The sequence below is a fragment of the Deltaproteobacteria bacterium genome, assembly GCA_016178705.1.
GTDB lineage: Bacteria > Desulfobacterota > Binatia > HRBIN30 > JACQVA1 > JACOST01.
In genome coordinates this window covers 65,933-87,346 of record JACOST010000027.1, presented here as the reverse complement: position 1 = coordinate 87,346, position 21,414 = coordinate 65,933, and the positions used below count along the sequence as shown (strand labels likewise).

Genomic DNA, 21,414 nt, shown 5'->3' with positions numbered 1-21,414 from the left:
CGCGGAGGCGCAGGGCGATCCGACAGCCCCCTCCGCGGCTCAGCGCCTTTGCGACTCTACGTTGAATTCCGTTCCCGGAGACCTCAGTCCGCCGCTTCTATGAACCCGAGCGCCCGCAACTCGCGGCGGATGGTCTCGGCGGCGCGGTCGAGATCGGCGGGATTGGGGTTGGGGTCTTGGTTCGCGAAGTCGAGGTCGTGCACAGCTTCGATCGGAATCAGATGGAAGTGGACGTGCGGCACTTCGATTCCGGCGAGCATGACGCCGACTTTCAGCGGATTGAAGCCGCGCTGAATGGCTTTGCCGATGGACTGCGCCACCGACGTGAGGTGCTGCAACAGCGCGGGCTCCAGATCGAGCCAGTGATCGACCTCTGCGATCGGCACCACCAGTGTGTGCCCCGGCTTGAGTGGGCGGATCGAGAGAAACGCCACGCAGCGGTCGTCGCGCCAGACGAAGCGGCCGGGTAGTTCGCCGTTGATGATCTTCGTGAAGAGGGTCGCCATGCGCCGCGTATAGCAACGACGTGGCGGGCTCGGCAATCGCTCGTGGCATCGCGGCGCGGGGCCGCGGACTTGCGATCCGATATGGCTCGGGTTTACTGTCTGGCAAGCAAGAGGGAGACGAACGAATGCCATACGCTGAAGGCCGGGTGTTCCATGACGCTGACTCGCATGTGATGGAGACGCCGGATTGGGTGGTGCCGTACGCCGATCCTGGTATCCGCGAACGGCTGCGGCCGCTCTACGTCAGCACGGTGAAGCCGGGCGAGGATCAACTGATCGACAAGTTGCGGCGACAGCACCGCGATCCGATGGAGCGCCCGCAAATGGAAGCCGAGATCATGTTGCGCAAGAACTGGAGCGCACTGGGTTCGTTCATCAAAGAAGATCGGCCGCGCGCGCTCGATCTCCTCGGCTTCTCCAGTCAGCTCGTGTTCAACACGTTCATGAACAAATACTTCGTCGACTCCGAGCACAAGGACGATCCGACGTTCGCCTACGGCCTGGCGCGGGCGCACAACCGCGCGATCGTCGATTTCTGTTCGGTCGACAACCGGCTGCTGGCGGTCGGCTACGTGCCGCTGGCCGACTTTGAACTGGCGAAGGCGATGGCGAGCGAGGCGATCGCGACGGGCTGCAAGGCGCTGCTGATTCCATCGGCATGTCCGAAGGGGCACTCGCCGAGCCACGTCGGCTTGTTTCCGCTGTGGGCTGTCGCGCAGGAAGCGAAGATCCCGATCGTCTTCCACGTCGGTGGTGGTGGGCAATTGCTGGACCCGAACTACTTCAACAATGGCCTTCCACTGGTCACCGACTTCCACGGCGGCGCGGAGAATTTTCGCTCGGTCGACTTCATGGCGATTCCGTTTCCGCCGATGCAGACGTTGGCGACGATGATCTTCGATCGCGTCTTCGATCACTTCCCGACGCTCAAGGTCGGGGTGATTGAGCAAGGTGCTGTGTGGTTGCCAAGCTGGATGCGCCAACTCGACACGGCGATGGAAGCCTTCCACAAGTCGGAAGAGCGGCTGCGGCTGCTCAAGCTGCGGCCGAGCGAATACGTGCAGCGGCAGATGCGCGTGACGCCGTACCCGACCGACCCGGTCGGCTGGATCATCGAACAGGTCGGCGAGGATGTGTGCCTCTTCTCCTCCGACTGGCCGCACGTCGAAGGCGGCCGCCATCCGCTCAAGCGTTTCGAAGACAGCATGCCGAACATCGGCGCGCGCGCCAAGCAGCGCTTCTACGCCGACAACTTCGTCGACCTGATGGGCGCGGGGCTGGCGACGTAGCGCTCGGCACGATCGCTGGCATCGGCGTTGCACAGTGTTCGTGCCGATGTCGCGAGATGTAGCAAAGACGTTCTTCTCGCGTGCGCGTTTTGCCGCGGTCGCCAGTTTCGTCACGCTGACGCTTGCGGTTGTTGTGCTGCCTGCTGTGGCGCGTGCAGCGCTGCCGTACGACGTCGTCTACGTTCGCCAGCCGCGCTTCGGCGACAACAGCAACACCACCTGGCCCGAGGTCGCGCATCCGGCGAGCATCGATCCGGGCGCCGACCTGATGCTGCTGCACCCTGATGGCAGCGAAGAGGTGCTGGTAGCCGGCGGTGTCGGCGCGGTGACCGATCCGTTCGTCTCGTTCGACGCGCAGTGGGTCTACTACAGCTACTTCTATGATGTGCGCCCGCAAGCCTACAACAATCAACGCGGGCTGCCGTACCAAGGCGCCGATATCTTTCGCATCAATTTGGCGACACGCGAGATTCAACAGCTCACGCACGGCGAGTTCACCCCCAACACCGGCAGCGGGCACTGGGATGAATCGAATCCGGTCAATCCGCCGTCAGGGTTCGACTACCTTGGCTACGGGATATTGAACCTCGGCGCGGCGCCGCTCGCCGGCGGCAAGATTGTCTTCACCAGCAACCGCAACGGATTCGTCCCGCCGCGCGGGCTGACGAATCCGACACTTCAACTGTTCGTGATGGATGAAGACGGATCGAACGTGACGCAGATCGCGCCGATGAACATCGGCAGCACGCTGCACCCGGTGCCGTTGCGCGATGGCCGGTTGATGTTCAGCACAATGGAAACGCAAGGCCTGCGCGATACCCGCATGTGGGGCATCTGGGCGATCAACCCCGACGGCCGCAACTGGGGCCCGATCATGAGCGCCTTTCACGAAGGCCAAGCGTTTCACTTTGCCACCCAGTTGTCGGACGACGATCTGGTCGTGCTCGACTACTACAACCTCAACGACAACGGCTTCGGCGCGCTCTATCGCCGACCGCTGCACTCGCCGGCGGGCGTGCCGGGATTCTATCCGGCGTTCGTCGATCAGAACCCGGCCATCGATCAAACCGTCGGCGGCGGCTTTCTCTATCCGTTTCAGATGCCGTTCACGCCGTGGGGCTTGTACTCGATCGTGCCGTTCACGCACGGGCAAGATGAAGCCGCGCCCATCGGTAGCAACGGCGTTCGCGTCGGCAAGTTCACCCATCCGTCGGCGGCGCCGAACAATGACCTGCTCGTAGTGTGGACGCGCGGCCCGGCCAACAACCTCGATCGCCCGTCGCCGTTGCCGTACAACGACGCCGGTCTGTACCTCATCCCCGGCGGCAACATCGTCAACAGCCCGGGCGATCTCGTGTTGATCAAGAACGATCCCAACTACAACGAGGCGTGGCCGCGCGCGGTGGTGTCGTATCGCGCCGTGCACGGTGTCGACGAACCGGATCAGTTGCCGTGGTTGCCGAACGACGGCAGCGAGCACGTCGAGCTGCCGGCCGGCACGCCGTACGGTCTGATTGGAACCAGCAGCTTCTACAAGCGCGAGAGCTTTCCCGGCTTCGTCGTGCCGTGGTCGAACACGTTCGACGGCCTCGACGCGTTCAACACGGCGGAAAACGGTCAGAGCAGCAACTGGGGCGTGCAAGGCAGCGACGCCGGCAAGTACAGCAACACCGACATCTGGGCGGTGCGCATCGTGGCGATGGAGCCGGACACGCATCGCAGCTACGGACCCAACGGTGGCCCGAGTGGTGGCGAGCTGTTCTTCAGTCACGCCATGGAGCGCATGCGCATTCTCGGCGAGATCCCGCTGCGGAAGTTCGACGCGTCGGGCAATCCGATTCTCGATCCCGAGGGCAATCCCGACACCAGCTTCCTCGCGAAGATTCCCGCCGACACGCCGTTTACGTTTCAGATGCTCGACCGCAACGGCATGGTGCTCACCATGGCGCAGACGTGGCACCAGGTGCGGCCCGGTGAGGCGCGCTACGATTGCGGCGGCTGTCACGCGCATAGTCAGCAGCCGCTCGACTTCGACAGCACGTTTGCGCACCGCCCCGAGTATCAGGTCGTCGATCTCGTCCACAGCACGCCGCTGTTGACCAAGGACTCCAGCGGTAACCCCGCGCTGCGCGCGGCGAGCGCGCCGGTGACTGTGGAATTCTTCCGCGATATCCGTCCGATCCTGCAGCGCAGTTGCGTGTCGTGTCACACCCGCACGAGTGCGAGTCCGCCGGGCAATCTCGTGCTCGATGACCATGCGCTCTACAGCAACGACCTGCCGGGCGACTACGCGCGCTTGGCCAATGATCAAGATGGCCGGTGGGGCTATCCACCGCTGATCTTCGCGTGGCGGCAAACCAACGCGAGCCGCTACATCCGCGGCTTCCAAAGCCGGCGCAGCCTGCTGATGTGGAAGCTCTTCGGCCAACGGCTCGATGGCTGGACGAATGCGGATCATCCGACGGAGTCGGTGCCGGGGAATCCGGCGACACTGCCGAGCGGTGCCGACGTGAACGCGGCCGATCTCGATTTCACCGGTGCGATGATGCCGCCGCCGGGCAGCGGTGTGCCGCCACTGACGATCGATGAGAAGATGCTGTTCGCGCGCTGGATCGATCTCGGCGCGCCGATCAACACGTACGGCTCCGACTACGGTTGGTTCCTCGACGACCTGCGACCGACTCTCGCCGTCAGCTCGCCGCCACCGAACGCGAATGCGGCGCCGCTGAGTGAGATTCGCATCGGCGTTGCCGACGCCGACAGCGGCATCGACACGGCATCGCTGTCGTTGACCGCGGACATCGCGATCGAAGGCCGGGCGCCGGGCAGTCAGCTTGCGGATCTCGCCACGCCCGTGGGCGACGGTATTTTCGCCATCGCACTCACGCAGCCGATCGCCGCAGTAACCGACGCGCACCTGTTCGCCGCGGTGGCGGACAATCAAGGCAACATCACGCGCGTCGCCCGCCGCTTCTCGGTCGGCAGCGGTGGACCGGCACCGAGCGTGACTATTTCAGCGGCGGCGACCACGACACGCAGACCAACTGCGACGCCAACACCGACAGCAACCCGCACGTTGCGCCCGACCGCGACGCCGACGCGCACGATCACTCGCCCGACGGCGACATCCACCCGGCGACCGACTCGCACGCCCACGCGCACGTGGACCCGCACGCGAACCGCGACGCCCACGCCGACGCCGACCGCGACCTTCACGCGGCGCCCGACGCGCACCCGCACGCGCACTGTTACTCGCACCAGAACCGTAACGCCGACATCGACCACGACCCGCCGCCCCACGCGCACACCGACGCGCCTCGTTCAGTAGTGGTGCGTCTCGAAACTGTGTGCATCGCGCGCGCGGGTAGAGCGCGCCACGTGGGTGCACTCTCCCTGTGAGCCTTTCGAGGTTCTCCGAAGCGTAGGGGCGATGCATGCATCGCCCTCCGGTGTCTCCGCAGCGGACGCATCAATTCGCGGGCGACGCATGCGTCGCCCCTACAGGGAGCTGCCGCCATTCGCGCTACCATCGCCTTGCTTCACATCTCTCGATGCGCCAAAACCAACCCGCGCTGGCCGAGTCCGGCCGGGGCTGACCAAAGGAGCGCGCATGGAATTCTTCTTCTTTCACTTGATGCCGTGGCCGCATTTGCCCGCCGACTACGAAGGGCCGGCTTGGGTAAAGTGTCCGAACAGCAACTACGACGCGCAGCGCGGCACAGCCGTCTACAATCGCTATCTCGATGAACTGATCTACGCCGACGAACTCGGCTTCGATGGCGTGTGCGTCAACGAGCACCACGCCAACGCGTACGGCAACATGCCGTCGCCGAATCTGATCGCCTCGATCCTCGCGCGGCAGACCAAGCGTTGTAAGATCGCCGTGGTCGGCAACGCGCTGCCGCTCTACAATCCACCGCTGCGCGTCGCCGAAGAGTTCGCTATGATCGATGTGATCTCGGGCGGCCGTCTCATCGCCGGCATGGTGGTGGGTGGCGGTCCCGAGTACTACTCCAATGGACTCAATCCCGCGCAAGCACGCGAACGGTTCTACGAAGCGCACGATCTGATCGTGCAGGCGTGGACCCGCACCGGTCCATTCGAATTCAACGGCAAGCACTACAAGCTGCGCTACGTCAACCCGTGGCCGACGCCATTGCAGAAGCCGCACCCGCCAATTTGGATTCCCGGCGCCGGCAGCCTCGAGACCATGGAGTTCGTCGCCAAGCACCGCTACGCGTACATGGGCATCCCGTATTTTCACAAGCGCGTGTTCAAGCGCAATTTCGATTTCTTCCGCGAGGCCTGCGACAAGGAAGGCTACACCGCCGATCCGAAACAGATGGGCTGGCTGTGCCCGATCTACGTCGCCGACACCGACGAGCAAGCGCGCAAGGAGTACGAGTCGCACTTCTGGTACTTCGCAAAGAAGCTGCTGCCCGGGATTCAGATCAGTCCGCCGGGATACACCTCCGCCCGCTCGGCGATGAAGATCCTCACCTCGCGCAACGACTTCATGCTCTACCTCGACAACTGGAACCAAGTGGAGGAAGGCGACTACGCCATCGTCGGCAGCCCGCAGACGGTGATTCGCAAGATGACCGAGATGATCGAGTGGCTCGGCGTCGGCAACATCCTCGCGCTGCTGCAACTCGGCACGCTGCCCGCCGATCTGACGCGGCGCAACATGGACTTGTTCTCGCGCGAAGTGCTGCCCGCATTGCGCAAGTTGGCGTCGGCGCGGATCGCCGAACCGGCGCGCGTCGCGCGCTCGGCCTAAGCGCTCTGCCTTCTTCTCTGAGGACAAGATCATGTCGCATACGACAGTCATGCTGGATGTGTACGGGGTGCCGGTCGAGCTGCGCCGCGCCGGCGCCGGGGCGCCGCTGCTCTATCTGCACGGCGGCGCGGGCGATGCGGATTGGTTGCCGCTCTTCGATCGCTTGGCGCAGCAGTTCACCGTCTATCACCCATCGCACCCGGGATTCGGAAACTCGGGCGGTATCGAGCAATTCGATGGCATCGACGACATCGTCTTCCACTACGTCGACGTCATCAACGCGCTCGGCCTCGGCGCTGGACAGTTGAACGTTGCCGGCAGCTCGTTCGGTGGGTGGGTCGCCGCCGAGATCGCGCATCGCTACCCGGCGTTGGTGAAGCGGTTGGTGTTGATCGATGCGGCGGGATTGCACCTCGACGAAGCGCCGATCGCCGAAATGTTCGGCACCGAACCGCCGGAACTGGCGACGCTGATGTTCTACGACCAGAACCAACCGCTGGCGATGGCGATGCGGATGCTGGTCGACTTCTCGCAGTTGCCGGAGGAAGTGCTGCTGCCGCAGTTCAAGGCGATGGAGGCGTTGGCGAAGTTTGCGTGGAATCCGTACTTCCACAATCCGAAACTCGAGCGCCGCCTCAATCGCATCACCGCGCCGACGCTGGTGGTGTGGGGTAAACAAGACGGTCTGATTCCGCTCGCCCACGGCGAGCGCTACGCCGCGCGCATTCCGAACGCGCAATTGAAGGTGATCGATCAGTGCGGACATCTGCCCGCGCTAGAACAGCCCGACAAGTTGTACGAGTTGATCGTATCCTTCCTACAGTAACGCGGGCGTCCCACCCGCGACGGGATTGGCAACCCGTAGAAGAACGCACGTTCTCACAGTCAGAAGTAGAAACCAGGGAAACTTCCTCTCCCGCATCACACGCGGGAGAGGATTGAGGTGAGGGCACCATGTGCTCGGGGCCTTGCGCCGCAAGGCCAAGCGGGCCGGGCCCGCTGACGGAAACCCTCACCCTCGCCCTCTCCCGCTAGCAATGCGGGAGAGGGAATTGCTGCGTGACGGGCGCTAGTGTCGTGTCTCGAAAATGTCAGTCACAACGGCTTCTCTGAGGCGTAGGGGCGATGCATGCATCGCCCTCCGTCTTCTCCGCGATGGACCACATCAATTCGCGGGCGACGCATGCGTCGCCCCTACAGGGAACGGTACATCTGGTCGAGGCCATGTCGCAGACATTTGTAAGAAGCAACACTAGCGTCAGCGACCCGCCCGCGTTCGCGCTGCGCAGACTCAACCATCGGTGCCCGCCACTCTCGTGTGAACGCTCGCCTTGACCGCGCCGGAGTTCGCGGCGATGGTGCGGCTGCGGAGGACGCCGATGCAGCGACAGGACCGGCAGGATACTGTCTGGCAAGATCCCACGTTGGTGCGCACCTACCTCGACAAGTTGGTCGGCGGTGTGCCGTTCGGCGCAGCGCAACTCGAGATCGCGTTGCGGGTGATCGAGGCGCGTGGTGAACCGGTCCGCAACTTCGTCGACCTCGGCTGCGGCGGCGGCGCCGTGGCGCAGGCGCTGCTGAGCGGCTACCCGCAGGCGCGGGCGACGCTGGTGGATTTTTCCGAGCCGATGTTCGAGGCGGCGCGCGCCACGCTTGGCCGTCACGATCCTACGCCGAAGTTCGTGATCGGCGATCTCGCTCACCCCGACTGGGTTCGCTCGATCGCCGCCGATGCGCCGTTCGATCTCGTCGTGTCGCGCTACGCGATCCATCATCTTACTGATCAGCGCAAGCGCGAATTGTACGGCGAGATCTTCGAGCGTCTGCTGCCGGGTGGGATGTTCATCAACGTCGAGCACGTCGTGTCGCGTACGCCGTGGATCGAATCGCTCTCCGATGAACTCATGATCGATTCCATTCACGCGTTTCAGACCAGCCAAGGCAGCGACAAGCCGCGCACGCAATTGGCTGAGGAATTCTATGCGCGGCCTGACAAGGCGGCGAATATTCTGGCGCCGGTCGAGCAGCAGTGTCAGTGGCTGCGGGAGATCGGGTTCGCCGACGTGGACTGCTACTTCAAAGTCTTCGAGCTTGCGGTATTCGGTGGGCGTCGATCCGTCTAAAATTCGCTTGACGGCGATGAATTCGCAGCCGTATCATCGCGGCGGTTCCAAGGCGGAGCCAACTACATCAGAACAGGAGGGTGCGATGAGACAGCGAATGTTCGTGTGGATGATCGCGATGCTCGGTGCGGTGCCCAGTATCGCGGGCGCCTCGGGACTGCTCTACCGCCCGGCGAGTACGGGGCAGTGGGTGGGCATCTACCAAGGCGGCGACACCCGAGCGGTCGGCTTCTTCGCCGGCCAGAAGTTCAAATCCCCGGCGGGTTCGATCAAGGCGCCAGTGGCTTCTCTCCCGGCGTTCACGTGCGGTGCACCACCGGTATCGGTCGCGGCGTTCTCGGCGGAGTTCAATGTCGCCGGGCCGCCAAGCACCGGCATCTTCCTCTATGATGGAGTGTCGGACACGATCGTCGACGCCGTCATCGAGGGTGCGGTGACCCCGGCCGGCGGCACCTACGGAAAATTCAAAAGCGGCTACCCGAATCCGGCGATTGCGATCAACCCGGGGGCGTGCGTACTGCATGTCTTCTTTCGCGGGCAAATTGGTCCGCCGGGGCCAACTAACACGGCCCTGTTCGATGCGACCTTTGCCCTTCCAGGGTTCGTGCCCTTTCCCGTTGCACTGATCGCCCAGGAGTCGACGACTGGAGCGCCGCCGCCGTTTCCTGGTGCGTCTACGTTTGGGGACTTTTCCGATAAGCTGCGTTTGGCAGCGACGTTCGACGGAGCAGCCATCGACCTGGCTTTTCGAGGTAAGGTGATCGGGGGCGGAGTCCCCACCAGTAGCGATACGGGTGTGTTTGTCTTCTCCATCCCTGGAACCTTCGCCACGGCGGTAATGGAGGGGAGCGTGACCTGTGCGCCTACTTGGCCGGGGGCCGGGGCCGTCTATGACGACTTCGGGGACTCAATGGAAATAGCCATCGGGGCCCCTGCGGGACCGTACGTGCTGCACCGAGCGAAGTCGAAGGGCGGCCCGAGCGCCACGGAGACGGCACTCCAGTTCTCCCCTCCCCTTAGCTGTGCGTTTATCTCGCTCGTGGCCTCCGCGGGAGCGCTGGTGCCGGACGGTGCCGTCGGGGGCACCTACACCGCCTTCGCGGGATCGACCCCGTTGGCGATGTCCTCTACTGGCGCCGCTTGGCTCGGGAAGGTTTCGGGCGGTTCGACGCCGAAAGCGCTCTTCTCAGCCGGCGGTGGTTTCGGCGCAGCATCTCACATAGTTCGACAAGCGTCTGGCGACTCGGCGCTAGGTTCCGGGTTGGTTTCGATTACCGGCACTGTGGCGCCAGCAGTGAACACGTTAGGTAAGACCGTCTTTCGCGCCTCTGTTGCTGGTATGGCGAATGGGTTGTTCGCCTACTCCGGCGGTCCGGCGGAAGTCGTGAGCTTTGCGGGTTCGAACCCGCAGATCGACGACGCCGGCAACATGACCGCGCGTTTCCCGTAAAGACGCGACCGCGTCACGATACATGACGGGGTGATGGGCGCAATGCTCATCGCCCCGTTTGCGTTTCAGGTTGGAGGCGGGCGAGCCGCCCGCCCTACCGGGATCAGGGAACCTTCGCATTGAACTGGTAGCGCGGGCGGCCCGCCCGCGTTCGCGAAGCGAGGGGCCGCGATTAGGCCGACTCCAACGGTTCCAGTTTTCCGTGCACCCGACGCACTCCCGCGTCGGGATAGATGACCGCGTCGTCGGGATTGATCTCGCCGCCCATCAGGTACGTCAACGGTTCGAGCGGCTCCATCACATGCGCCGGGCTGCCGGCGGGATGGCCGACGAAGTCGTACGGGCCGATTTCGAAACGCTCGTCGCCGACCCGTACACGCGCGCGACCGGAGAGGGCGAAGATCCATTCGTCGGTCCGATCGTGCGTGTGAAACGCGGTCGAGCGATCACCCGGTCGCACTCGCGTCCACACCATTGCTTGGCGCAGCAACCCCGCCGACTGATTCAACCGGCGCATCACTCGTCGGGCCTGCGCATCGACAGGGTGCTGGAAACTGCGATCCGCCACATCATCGATGTGCAGCAACTGCGACGGATCGCCGATCTCCGGCGGCAGTTGCTCGGTCCAGCGTTCGAACTTGCCGCCGCGCCATTGCTTGTCGATATCGACGTAGGCGCCGGCATCTTCACTCGGCCGGCGCTCGCCACCTTCCAACAGCACGAGCGGCTCCGTGCCCTCCGCGATGAAGTGATGTGGGCGCGGACCGGGCGGAAAGCCGACGAAGCTGCCAGCGCGCACGGGCAAACGATGCGGACCGATGCGCACCGCGCCGCATCCAGACAACACGTAGGTCCATTCCTCTTCGACCACGTGGAAGTGGCGGTTGGTGCCGGCGTTGCCCGGCTCCACGGTGCGCAGATGCACGCCCATGTGCGTCAACCCCACCGCATCGCCAAGATTGCGCACGGTCGCGGCAATGCCCGGCGCCGGCGTCCATCGCGGCCGCGGCTCTCCCAGTAAGTCCGACACGTGCACGGCACAGCTCGGGCGCGTCATGACGCGCACGCTACCGTGCGTACATGGAATCGGGCAATCGCGACTGAGGACCGCCACGGAAAGGGAAGCGGCATCTCCGCATGCTTCGAGACGCGCCTGTCGGCGCTCCTCAGCATGAGCGGTGCTCCCCATCTGCCACAACGTTTTCCCGCTCACCCTGAGGAGGCGCGAAGCGCCATCTCGAAGGGCGCCGTCAGCTGTAGATGATCACGCTGCGGGCGACTTCGCCCTTTTCCATCGCCTCGAAGGCGCTGTTGATGTCTTCGAGCTTGATGCGCCGCGAGATCAGCTCGTCGAGCTTGAGCTTCTTTTGCATGTACAATTCGATCAGCTTCGGCATGTCGCGGCGCAAATTTCCCGAGCCGTAGAGCGAGCCGATCACCGACTTCTCTTCCAGCGCAAACGACGCGCCCATGAAGCTCACTTCCGTTCCGAAGCCCGGGACGCCGACGATCACGGCCTTGCCGCCGCGCTTGATCGACAGGAACGCCTGCTGAATCACCGGCGATGCCCCGATCACTTCGAACGCGTAGTCGACTCCCATTCCGTCGGTCAAGGCGCGGATAGCGTCGGGCGCGTCGTTGTCCCGAGCGTTGACGACATCGGTCGCGCCGAACTGCTTGGCGAGCGCGAGCTTCGAGTCGAGCAAATCCACGGCAATGATCTTCGACGCGCCGCTCAGCACCGCGCCTTGGATCACGTTGAGGCCGACGCCGCCGCAGCCGAAGACCGCCACCGTTTCGCCCGGCCGCACTTGCGCCGTGTTGATGACCGCGCCAACCCCGGTCATGACCCCGCATCCGACCAGGCACGCCTTGTCGAGCGGCACGTCGTGCGGAATCTTGATCGCCGCCGACGCACGCACAACGGTGCGCTCCGCGAATGACGCGACGCCGGCCATGCGCGAGATGCCGACACCGTCCTTCTCGAACACGCATTCCTCGCCGGCAATCGCGGCCTGCGTGCCGCGCTCGCACAGATGTCCGCGGCCGGCGATGCAGTAGTGGCACTTGCCGCAGCTCTGTACCCACGCCAGCACGACGTGATCGCCCGTCTGCAAATCCTGCACGTCCTTCCCCACCTCTTCGATGATCCCCGCGCCCTCGTGACCCAAGATACACGGCGGCGGCAGCGGTAGCTTCGCTTGCTGCACCGACAGATCGGAATGGCACACCCCGCTCGCGGCCATCTTTACCACGACTTCGTCGCGGCGCGGCGCTTTCAATTGAACGGAGTCGACTTTGAGGGGTTCGAAGAAATTGTACAGCACTGCACCTTTGACCATCGTTGCCTCCCGAAAGAATGAGTGTGAACGGCGTTGCGCGCCGGCGCGCCTACGTATGTTGCGGCGCGGCCAGCGTCAAGCGGCTTCAGCGCACGGCGTCGACTCCGTCCCGGCGCATCAGGCGACTGGGAATCTCGACGACAAATGTCGACCCGACGCCGACCGCACTCTCCACCACGACCGTGCCACCCATCAGCTCGGTGTAGCGGCGGACGAGGTAGAGGCCGAGCCCGACGCCGCCGCGCGCGTTCGGTCTCGCGCCGTTGAGCTGCTGAAACATCTCGAAGATCGGCTCCAACGCGTCGGCTGGAATCCCCACACCGCTATCGCGTACGGTCACGCTCACTCGTTCGCGCGCCGGATCGCTGCCGACCGCGATCGTGACCGCCCCCTGCGGTGTAAACTTGAGCGCGTTGTCGATGACGTTGCGCAGTACGAGCTTCAATTTGGCGCGATCGGTGTGCAGGGCAGGCAGCAGTGTGATGTCCGGCCACGCGAGCGTGACGCCTTCACGCACCGCGCCGGCGCCGAATTCGCTGCGCAGCTCGTGCAGCACTTCCGCCAACGTGAACTCCGACACATCCAGCGTGATGCGCCCCGACTCCAGCCGATTGACGTCGAGCGTCATGTTGATCAGCTCGAGTAAGCCGCGCCCGTTGAGCAGCATCCGATCGAGCGCCTGCGTCTGCTCCAGCCCCACCGTCCCCATCGCGCCATCGCGCATCAGATCCGCATAGCCGAGGATCGCACTCAGCGGCGTGCGCAGTTCGTGCGACATCATGCCCAGGAACTCCGACTTCAGTGCATTGGCTCGCCGCAAGGCTTCGACCAGTCGCGCGTTGTCGACCGCCACTGCAGCCTGAGCCGCGATCCCGCCAGCCACGCGGTGCTCATGCGCCGAGAACGGCCCGCGGCGCTCGCGGTACCCCATCACCAACGCCCCGATCACGCGGCCCGCGCGCACCATCGGCACAGCCAGCAGCGACGCGATGCCCCAGCGTTCGTACAGGCCGACACGGCCACGCGGCTCTTGGATCTCCACCGTCACCCCGGCCAACAATTGGTCAATCATGGCCAAACTGCCGCGGCCGAACTCCAGCGACTTCAACTCCTCGACCACCGTCGTCGGCCACCCGTCGGTGGAGGTGACGCGGAAGCACTCCCGGCCGGCTTCCAGAAGCGCCACTGCGGTCCAGTCACAGCCGATCACTTCGCGCGCGCTGCGCGCGATTTGCGGGATCACTTCGGTTTCTTCCAACGACTCGCGGATGGCGCGCGCCACTTGCAGCAGTGCGGCCGACACGCGACCTTCTTCCTCTTCGCGTTCGCGCGCGAGCGCCGACTCGATGGCCACTGCCGCCTGGGCACCGAAGATTTGGGCGCGATCCGCGAGCGCCGGCGTAAAGGACTGTGGGTTCTCGTAGTCGGCACACACCAGCAGACCGAGCATCCCGCGGCCGCGCCGTAGCGGCATGGCCAACAGCGACTGCACCTCGGTGGAGCGCGACCCAAAGCGTACATATGGGCTACGCTGAAACTCGTTGATGAGCAGCACGCCCCGCTCGTGCTCGACGGCGCGGAGCAACGGGTCATCCGCCAGGGCATAGCTGGTACCGACAAACTGCTGCTCGCCCAAACCGGCCGCGGCGCAGCCGAACAGGCTCTGCCCGCGGCGCAGCCACAGATAGGCCCCGCCCGCACCGAGGACGCGGCGCGCTTCTTCGCAGATGACACTCCCGAGCTGGTCGAGGCGCTGCGCGCTCAGCAGCGCTTCCGACACTTGCAGCAAGCTGGCTTGGAACGCCGCCGCCTCTTTGCGCTCGGTGATGTCGCGGCCGATGGTTTGGAGCAGCGGCGGCAGCCCTTCTTGTTGCAGCACATTGCTGCGCAGCTCGAGGGTGCGGCGTTGCCCATCCCTCAACACCGCTTCGCGCTCGTAGACTTCTGGAATCGCGAGACCGTCCAGCGCCCGGTGCGTCAGCAACATCGCCAGCTCGAACTCGGCTGGCGTCAGCACGTCGCGCACATGCACGCCACGCTGCAATTCCTCCAAGGTGTAGCCACCGAAGTCGCGTGCAGCGCGGTTGGCGGCCACGATGTTACCCTCTCGATCGTTCAGCAAGATGATGTCGTTCGCTTCCTCGAACAACGGACCGAAGTGCGGCTCCGCAGTTCGCCGCCACTTCGGCGCGGTGCCGCGAGCTGCGGTCTTGCGAGCTGGGGTCTTGCGAGCTGCAGTCTTAATTGACCGCTGACGCGGCGAACTCATGATTGAATCCTAGTACGGATGACTGAAGCTCGAAAGTCGCGCGCCCTCCGCGGAGCACGCCTCAGCGTGGCGCCGCTTTGACGGCAGGGGAAGTCACGGAATGCGCCGCCGATCCGGCGGGGGATTGGTGAGACGATTCGTGGGATGACTGATGCGACGAAGCCTCCGACTTGGCGTGCGGCGCGCTCGACTTCTTCGCATGCACCGCCTTGGCCGGCTTGCGTGAATGCCCCTTCGGCTGCACGCACTTCATGATGTGTTCGACGTCGGTGTCGAACTCTTTCATTATCTGTTCGAGGGTGTGATTGGCCCCAACCGCTTCCTTGATTCCTTTGCACTGCGGATCAGTCGATCGCGCCGCCGCCGGTCGAACGAAACACAATACCGCGACCGCTCCCGCGAGCCCGACCACGGTCACCACACGACACGCCTGGCGCATTGCGCTCCCTTGTTTGCTTTCATCTTCTCGGCTATCACCACCGCCGCTCATTCGTCAATCCGCCCGGACGCCGTCGTGCCTATCCGAATCGCGCTCCTCCTGCTCGCCAGTCTGCTGGCTTACGCCGGCGGTGCCGCTGCCGAACCGCCACACGCACAGATGCAGGAGGTGGTCGTCACCGCGACGCGCACGCGCACGCAGGTCGACGACACCACCCCGTCCGTGTCGGTGATCAGCGGCGCCGACGTGGAGGAGCGCGACCAGGCGAGTGTGGCTGACGCGCTGCGTGGCGCGCCGGGTCTCGACGTCACGCAATTCGGCGGTCCGGGAAGCAGCGCGTTCACGTCCATCCGCGGTGCGGCTCCGGATCAAGTGTTGGTGCTGCTCGACGGCGTGGAGGTCAACGACCCCGGTGTTGGGCAGTTCGACTTCGCCAATTTGACCAGCGACAATCTCGACCGCATCGAAATTTTGCGCGGTGGCGGTGGCGCGCTGTACGGTTCAGAAGCGATCGGAGGTGTCGTCAACGTCATCAGCCGCCGCGGCGAAGGGCCGTTGCGCTTCTCGCTCAGCGGCGAGGGCGGTCGCGCCGCCACCAACCGCGAAGTGGTGAGTGTGACCGGCGCGCACGGTCCGTTCGCCTTGTCGGGCACCGCCTCGTTCAACGGCTCCAACGGCTTCCGCTCGATCAACAGTGACTACCGGAATTTCTCCACCAACTGGCGCGGCGATGCCGATCTGGTTGCGGGCGGCACGCTGCGCGGGTTCGTGCGCTATACCGATGCGCGTAGCGGCTTGGTGAACTTCAACATCGCCGAGCAGCGACTCGACCCGGACGCCTACAGCCATACCGATTTTTTCCTGGGCAAGGGCGAGTGGGAACATGTGCTGGGCGCGCTGACCTACCGCGCAGCGGCATCGTTCGTGCGCAACAACCAGCGTTTTCGCGACGACTCGATCGACGATGACGGCGAAGTCGAATCGGTAGTCGTGGCACACCTCCCGAGCGAGATCATCACCGGCGAAACCCAAGTCGACTATCGCTGGCGCGAATTCTCACTCAGTACCGCCGGGGTCGAGTACAGCGAACGATCAGTCAAGATTTTTGAGCAAACCGGCGAGCCGGACGAGAACGAGCCCGACGAGCCGGGCGAGAGTCAGCATCACAACGCGAACCGCTCGAACGTGGCGGTCTACGCGCAGGAGCAGCTCCGATTCTTGAACGACACGGTGCACGCCGTCGGTGGCGTCCGCTACGACCACTACGACAACTTCGGCGATCAAGTGACCTGGTCGGGCTCGGGCTCCTATTTGGTGCAACCTACAGACACGCGCCTACGCCTCAGCTACGCGGAAGGCTTTCGCGTGCCGACGTTCGCCGAACTGTTCGATCCGGCCCTCGGCAACTCAGACCTCCAAGCGGAAACAAGCTGGGAGATCGACGCCGGTCTGACGCAGGACTACCTCGGCGGCCGCCTGCGCTTCGAGCCGACGTACTTCTATCGCGAAGTGAACAACTTCATCGAAGAGATCAGCGATCAGCTGCCGGGCCCGATTGCGGGAGTTCCGGAGGCGGAACGCGCGCGCAACGTCGACGCGCGATTCCAGGGCGTCGAGCTGATCGCCAGCGCGCAGCCGCTGCATGGTCTCTCATTGTGGGCGAACTACACGTATCTCAACTTCGTCACCGCGACCGGCACGCTGCTCAACCGCCCGCGGCATCGCGGCGCGGTCGGCGCCAGTGCGGAACGCGCGGCGATGCTGACCGCCGGCGACCGCGCCACCGCGGCCCTGCAGATCTACGCCGTGGGAAATCGCGACAGCGCCGATCCCTTCTCGCAACCCGAACCGTTCATGACCGGCGAGATTGGCAGCTATGCGCGCGTCGACCTGGCGCTGTCGTATCGCCTGCCGCCGCGTTGGGCGCCGCTGACGCTGACCGCCACCGTCCGCAATCTCCTCAATCGCGACTACAGCGAGTCGCTCGGCTTCCCCGCACCGCCGGCGTGGTTCCTCATCGGCCTGCGGTACACGTTGCCGCCGCTCACTCCCCCTACTTGAACACCCGCGTCAACGGTTCGAGCACGCTCCACAGGCCACCGATCTGCGGGAACATCGTGGCGAGCAACGTCAACACCGGCAGCACACCGTAGGTGAGGATACTCGACAGGAACGAAGCGTCGAAGCTGACTTTGTTCGGCTTCGTGTGGGTAATGCGACTCAGCACCTCGTTGCGATTCATCTGCACGAACACCATGACGACCCCACCGACGATCGTGAGAATCACGACCCAGATGAACAACAGCAGCAGCCGCTGCGGTTGAAACGGGTAGGCGGTGATCGTCAACAGTAACAGCAACGCCCCGATCGTCGTTAGGACCATCAAGTTGCGCAAATGAACAAAGGTTTGCGTGAGAAAGGTCACGACTTGAATGGCAACGAAATCCTCGGCATCGAGGAGCCACTCTCCGACTTCACCGAGGGGGTTGGGCGGAGCGCTCGTGTCGTGCTTCGTCGCCTCGCCGTGGTCGCCCGTCTTGTCATCGCGTTTCGGTCGACCTGGAATCGGCCCGCGCCGCCAGAAGACTTCGAGCAGTTTCACGAGGCTGCGCGCGCCCTGCGAGAGGAGCTGCTGAGTCACGCTCCGCGTCACACGGACGGTGCCCCACTGCCGCGCCGCCGATTCGAGATCCTGCGCGAACGTCGACGCCGCCATCTCCGCCTTCTCCATATTTTGCGAAAACTGCGACCACACGATACCCGGATGCACCGCCGCTGCTGCCTGCGGATACTTGTTCGCGCCGCGCACTGCCGCATTGAGCTCGCGGTGCAAGTCCTCTGCGATCCGATCCGCCTTGAGCACCAGCGCGCGCCAGCGTTCGATGGGCAAACCGAGTTCCGTCACAGTTGGGACATGAGCAAACATTCGTTGATGGAGCTTCTGCGAGATACGATTCGGCAGTGCGCTGTAGGCTTCGATCATTGGATGCAGCGTCAAGCGCCGCAGGAGCCGGCGGGTCTGGTACCAGAGGGCCATGAACTGCAGGAACGCGAGCGCCACGCCGCCATACAGAAGCGCGAATCCGATTTGCACGAGGGCATCAAAGCCGGGGCCCTCGAAGCTGGGAAGGCACCGCCTCCACAACCACGCACACGGGACCACTCCCACCAGAACAATCACGACGGTCGAGATCCACAGCGGCAAACCCCACCGCCACGGACTGCGCGCGGTCCGGACCACCCAACTTTCAAACCCCTCCAACCCGGCGTCGTCAGCGCCGCGTTGCAAGCGCGGCGCGAGGCGGCGCGACGGCAGTTGCCAGCTCGGGCGTTCCAGCAGCGGGTTGGGCACCACCAGCGTGCGCAGAAACCGGAGCCGGCGCAGATGACAGAAACTCCAGACGTACCACCCCGCTCCCAGACACAAGAGCGGGGCCAGCGGCGAAACTCCGCCCAGCACGTCCCCCGCGCGCTCCAAGAACAACTGCGGAAAGTCGGTCGGGACCCACCACGAGAGCCGCTCAACGATTTGACCTGGCAGGCCAACCGGCCAGATCCGCGCCAACTCCGCAGCGATACTCGGTACTATCGACTTTGGTGACGCCACCCCCATCCTGAGAACGCGCAGCCACCAATCGAGCACCGCAGCGCTCAGCGCTACGCAACTGACACCGACGAACACCCCAACGGCATCGCGGCGACCATGGAGCCCCACCCCGAACCAGCGTAGCCAACGCCTCGCATTGGCAAGGGGGCGCGACAGCGACGGCCTCAGCACACCTGTCACGGCCACGATGCTCGCGACCACCAATGCCCGCATACAAAGCTGTGCCACAATCATCGTCGCACAATCCAAATTCTTTGCCGTGACTGTCCACTTTCCGATCTCGATGTCGGGTGTCGACGACGGCTCGAATTTGACCACCAGGAATACAAGCCGCGCCAGGCTCGCGTACGCCAGCAACAACGCAACGAAACCGACCGCAACATACAACGCGTGCTCGCGGCGCTGCCGCCAGCGCCGCGGGGGGCGGAGTACGTCGAGGACACGCCAATGCCGCGTTCGTCGAACTCGGGCACCGTCCGGCGCGGCCGCCAGCCCGCCGGCCGTGCGCCGGTGGGCGTACCAACTCGCGACCACTGCGTAGAAGTAGCCGGCACAATTGAGGAGGCAGAATAGGCTGATCAAAGCAATGAGGACGCGCGCGAAGCCCGACTGGATCTGGCCCCAGCCTCCCGCGGTCACCTTTCTCGTATCGACATCGCCCCCGCCGGCGCCAAATACGTAATCGCTATGGGAGTAGCTGCCAGCATCGCGGTACATTAGCGGCCACAGATCACCGCGCCCCACGACGGTCAGCCAGACCGGCGGTCGCCGTTTGTGACCGTGCTCGAAGTTCGTGAATGGTGTCGCGTAGTCAACCAGCCAGTCACGCTTGTCGAGCAATGCGAGCGTCGCGTTGTACGTGCCTTCGCTGCCGCTGTCGCTGAACTGTTGGCGGAGATGGCGGCCACCGATCCGATCCGTCCACATCTGGTTCTTGCTGAACAGCGGGTAGCTCGACGCCACCAGCATGCCTTCAAGGGCGCTGCTGTGGTCGGGGTGCGTATAGAGCAGATCGCTGCTCACGGTAAACAAGCGGACATCGGGACAGTAGCGGCGGATTTGCTCGGCGAGGAACAAGGTGTCGCGCACGTCGGTGGCGAGTATCCCGACATACTGAATGCGTTCGCGCGAGATCGTCGAGAGGATGCTGGCCAGCACGAGATCGTCGGTGTTGCTGGTCATCCGCGGTGACTGCGCGGGGGGGACGTCACGTGCCGCCTCGCCCTCTTCAAGCGAGAACTCCAGCGCCGCGCGCGGCAGATCGCCGTTGGCCGCGGGGTTTCGTGACTTGCCGCGCTCGTACGCCGAGCGCACTTGCGAGATGTTGCTCGGGAAAGGCAACACCAACCAGTCTTGCACCTGGACACCGCGCCGTCCTCCGCCACCAACGCCCCCGCTGGAATCCCCCAGCGACAGACATGCATCTCCCCATCCTTCCCCCCGCACCACGCCACGACCGTAGGCGGTGTTGGCCTCCTTGAGCATCGCGACGCGACACGCATCAACATTCCACCGCTCAAAGTACTTCACCACCGTTTCGATCTCCGCCTCGCTAGTCACGGTCGTCGCATGAAACCCGCCGACGGACAGCGGATCCAGCGTCGCCTTGTTTGCGTAGTCCGACGCGCTGCCCGAGATGATCCGGAAGTTCGGATTGATCGGGATCGGCCGCAGACTCCGGTCGAGTCGTGACCACTCCTCAATCGCGATGCGCAGCGACTCCGCCGATCCGGAGAACGTCGGGGCCAGCAACCGAATCTCTTGCGGGCACTTGCCGTGGCCATCTCGCACCGGACACGCCGCATCGAGCGCCCGTTTCAGCGCCGGCTTGTGCACACCCCATGTCGGCGTCTCGCCGACGAGGTAGACAACCAGGAGTTCTCCCGGCTTCTCCCCATGCTTGCCGGGTCGACGGAATAGCAGCACCCCCGGTTGCCGGCGGTGCAGCGACGCCAGTCTGCACGCGTCAGTCGGCTCGCCACCTTTCTCTGCACATTGCTTCCGCGCCTCGCGCGCGCACTCCCACGGGAACGAGTGCCGATCGAGTAGGTACTCGGTTGCGGCCACCGCGCGCTCGATGGCATCCACATACCGGTCGAACAGCCAGCCGCTGCCGCTATCAAGCGGGTCAGGCACCGTCGCCACGAGAAATTCGACGTTGTAGCCATGCTGCTGCGCCACGCGCCGCAGATCGCTTCCCGGCACGAGAGGGGACGCCGACGTGAAGAACTCGGCGACGAGTCGCTCCGCCGTCGGGCCGCACAGTTCCTGAAGGCCTGTGGCCTCAGGAGCGGCCGCGGCGGACTTTGCCGCGGATTTCTCGCGCGGCTCGCCGACTGGAGCGCCAGTGCGGCCGGGTATCTGCGTGTACATCACACCGCTGAACAGCAGCAGCATGACCATGAGCATCGAGTTGTTCTCTCGTTGCATCGTTCCGAGTCTCACCCCGCTTACGAGCCCAGTGCCACACGCGACGCGGCAGCCAACCGCTCTCTGGACGACATAGATCCGGACGAAGCGCCCTGTCAACGCGATTGGGCCGGAGGTCCTAAGCCCTCGGACCTGCACCGCGCCGCTCAGACTACTCGGCATCGCCCGCCCTTGTGCCG

The 21,414-nt window shown here is 64.4% G+C and carries 13 protein-coding genes; 7 read left to right on the top strand and 6 right to left on the bottom strand.

The window, feature by feature from the left end; translation table 11 throughout:
• Positions 1 to 83 precede the first annotated feature (83 nt).
• Entirely contained in the window at positions 84 to 506 is a 423-nt protein-coding gene (locus HYR72_17015) for an HIT family protein (GenBank protein MBI1816681.1), read from the bottom strand.
• Positions 507 to 631: 125 nt separating this feature from the next.
• Here HYR72_17015 and HYR72_17010 point away from each other — a divergent pair, with 125 nt between their 5' ends.
• From HYR72_17010 to HYR72_16985, 6 genes are all read left to right on the top strand, one after another.
• Complete coding sequence (locus HYR72_17010) at positions 632 to 1,795, top strand: amidohydrolase family protein (GenBank protein ID MBI1816680.1); 1,164 nt, start codon at positions 632 to 634, stop codon at positions 1,793 to 1,795.
• A 46-nt stretch (positions 1,796 to 1,841) separates the two neighbouring features.
• Positions 1,842 to 5,123 (top strand): hypothetical protein, encoded by a 3,282-nt coding sequence (locus tag HYR72_17005; protein ID MBI1816679.1) that lies wholly within the window; start codon positions 1,842 to 1,844, stop codon positions 5,121 to 5,123.
• Positions 5,124 to 5,405: 282 nt separating this feature from the next.
• The gene (locus HYR72_17000) at positions 5,406 to 6,575 is read left to right on the top strand and encodes an LLM class flavin-dependent oxidoreductase (GenBank protein ID MBI1816678.1); all 1,170 of its coding nucleotides are present in this window, start codon (positions 5,406 to 5,408) and stop codon (positions 6,573 to 6,575) included.
• 31 nt (positions 6,576 to 6,606) lie between these two features.
• Positions 6,607 to 7,401 (top strand): alpha/beta hydrolase, encoded by a 795-nt coding sequence (locus HYR72_16995; GenBank protein MBI1816677.1) that lies wholly within the window; start codon positions 6,607 to 6,609, stop codon positions 7,399 to 7,401.
• A gap of 553 nt (positions 7,402 to 7,954) precedes the next feature.
• On the top strand, positions 7,955 to 8,698 hold the full coding sequence (locus HYR72_16990) for a class I SAM-dependent methyltransferase (GenBank protein ID MBI1816676.1): 744 nt from the start codon (positions 7,955 to 7,957) through the stop codon (positions 8,696 to 8,698).
• An 85-nt stretch (positions 8,699 to 8,783) separates the two neighbouring features.
• Positions 8,784 to 10,148: a hypothetical protein gene (locus HYR72_16985; protein MBI1816675.1), complete on the top strand. Its 1,365-nt coding sequence runs from the start codon at positions 8,784 to 8,786 to the stop codon at positions 10,146 to 10,148.
• A gap of 172 nt (positions 10,149 to 10,320) precedes the next feature.
• Here HYR72_16985 and HYR72_16980 read toward each other — a convergent pair whose 3' ends face one another.
• The 4 genes from HYR72_16980 to HYR72_16965 form a co-directional block, all read right to left on the bottom strand.
• Complete coding sequence (locus HYR72_16980) at positions 10,321 to 11,205, bottom strand: cupin domain-containing protein (protein MBI1816674.1); 885 nt, start codon at positions 11,203 to 11,205, stop codon at positions 10,321 to 10,323.
• Between the two features lie 193 nt (positions 11,206 to 11,398).
• Positions 11,399 to 12,490, bottom strand: a complete 1,092-nt coding sequence (locus HYR72_16975; GenBank protein ID MBI1816673.1) for a Zn-dependent alcohol dehydrogenase — start codon at positions 12,488 to 12,490, stop codon at positions 11,399 to 11,401.
• Between the two features lie 85 nt (positions 12,491 to 12,575).
• Positions 12,576 to 14,759 (bottom strand): GAF domain-containing protein, encoded by a 2,184-nt coding sequence (locus tag HYR72_16970; protein ID MBI1816672.1) that lies wholly within the window; start codon positions 14,757 to 14,759, stop codon positions 12,576 to 12,578.
• Between the two features lie 61 nt (positions 14,760 to 14,820).
• Positions 14,821 to 15,045, bottom strand: coding sequence for a hypothetical protein (locus HYR72_16965; protein MBI1816671.1), 225 nt, complete (start codon positions 15,043 to 15,045; stop codon positions 14,821 to 14,823).
• 228 nt (positions 15,046 to 15,273) lie between these two features.
• On the opposite strand from HYR72_16965, the gene HYR72_16960 reads away from it, so the two are divergent.
• A complete protein-coding gene (locus HYR72_16960; GenBank protein MBI1816670.1) occupies positions 15,274 to 17,259 on the top strand; it encodes a TonB-dependent receptor in 1,986 nt (661 codons plus the stop codon).
• Here HYR72_16960 and HYR72_16955 read toward each other — a convergent pair.
• The gene (locus HYR72_16955; protein MBI1816669.1) at positions 17,252 to 21,235 is read right to left on the bottom strand and encodes a hypothetical protein; all 3,984 of its coding nucleotides are present in this window, start codon (positions 21,233 to 21,235) and stop codon (positions 17,252 to 17,254) included. The genes HYR72_16960 and HYR72_16955 overlap by 8 nt on opposite strands.
• Between the last annotated feature and the right edge of the window lie 179 nt (positions 21,236 to 21,414).

Excerpts from the sequence above, each read along its gene's own strand:
- HYR72_16970 (MBI1816672.1), bottom strand. The coding sequence starts at position 14,759 with ATGAGTTCGCCGCGTCAGCGGTCAATTAAGACTGCAGCTCGCAAGACC.
- HYR72_16965 (MBI1816671.1), bottom strand. The coding sequence starts at position 15,045 with ATGAAAGAGTTCGACACCGACGTCGAACACATCATGAAGTGCGTGCAG.
- HYR72_16975 (MBI1816673.1), bottom strand. The coding sequence starts at position 12,490 with ATGGTCAAAGGTGCAGTGCTGTACAATTTCTTCGAACCCCTCAAAGTC.
- HYR72_17000 (MBI1816678.1), top strand. The coding sequence starts at position 5,406 with ATGGAATTCTTCTTCTTTCACTTGATGCCGTGGCCGCATTTGCCCGCC.
- HYR72_17015 (MBI1816681.1), bottom strand. The coding sequence starts at position 506 with ATGGCGACCCTCTTCACGAAGATCATCAACGGCGAACTACCCGGCCGC.
- HYR72_16990 (MBI1816676.1), top strand. The coding sequence starts at position 7,955 with ATGCAGCGACAGGACCGGCAGGATACTGTCTGGCAAGATCCCACGTTG.
- HYR72_16980 (MBI1816674.1), bottom strand. The coding sequence starts at position 11,205 with ATGACGCGCCCGAGCTGTGCCGTGCACGTGTCGGACTTACTGGGAGAG.
- HYR72_16985 (MBI1816675.1), top strand. The coding sequence starts at position 8,784 with ATGAGACAGCGAATGTTCGTGTGGATGATCGCGATGCTCGGTGCGGTG.
- HYR72_17005 (MBI1816679.1), top strand. The coding sequence starts at position 1,842 with ATGTCGCGAGATGTAGCAAAGACGTTCTTCTCGCGTGCGCGTTTTGCC.
- HYR72_17010 (MBI1816680.1), top strand. The coding sequence starts at position 632 with ATGCCATACGCTGAAGGCCGGGTGTTCCATGACGCTGACTCGCATGTG.
- HYR72_16995 (MBI1816677.1), top strand. The coding sequence starts at position 6,607 with ATGTCGCATACGACAGTCATGCTGGATGTGTACGGGGTGCCGGTCGAG.
- HYR72_16955 (MBI1816669.1), bottom strand. The coding sequence starts at position 21,235 with ATGCAACGAGAGAACAACTCGATGCTCATGGTCATGCTGCTGCTGTTC.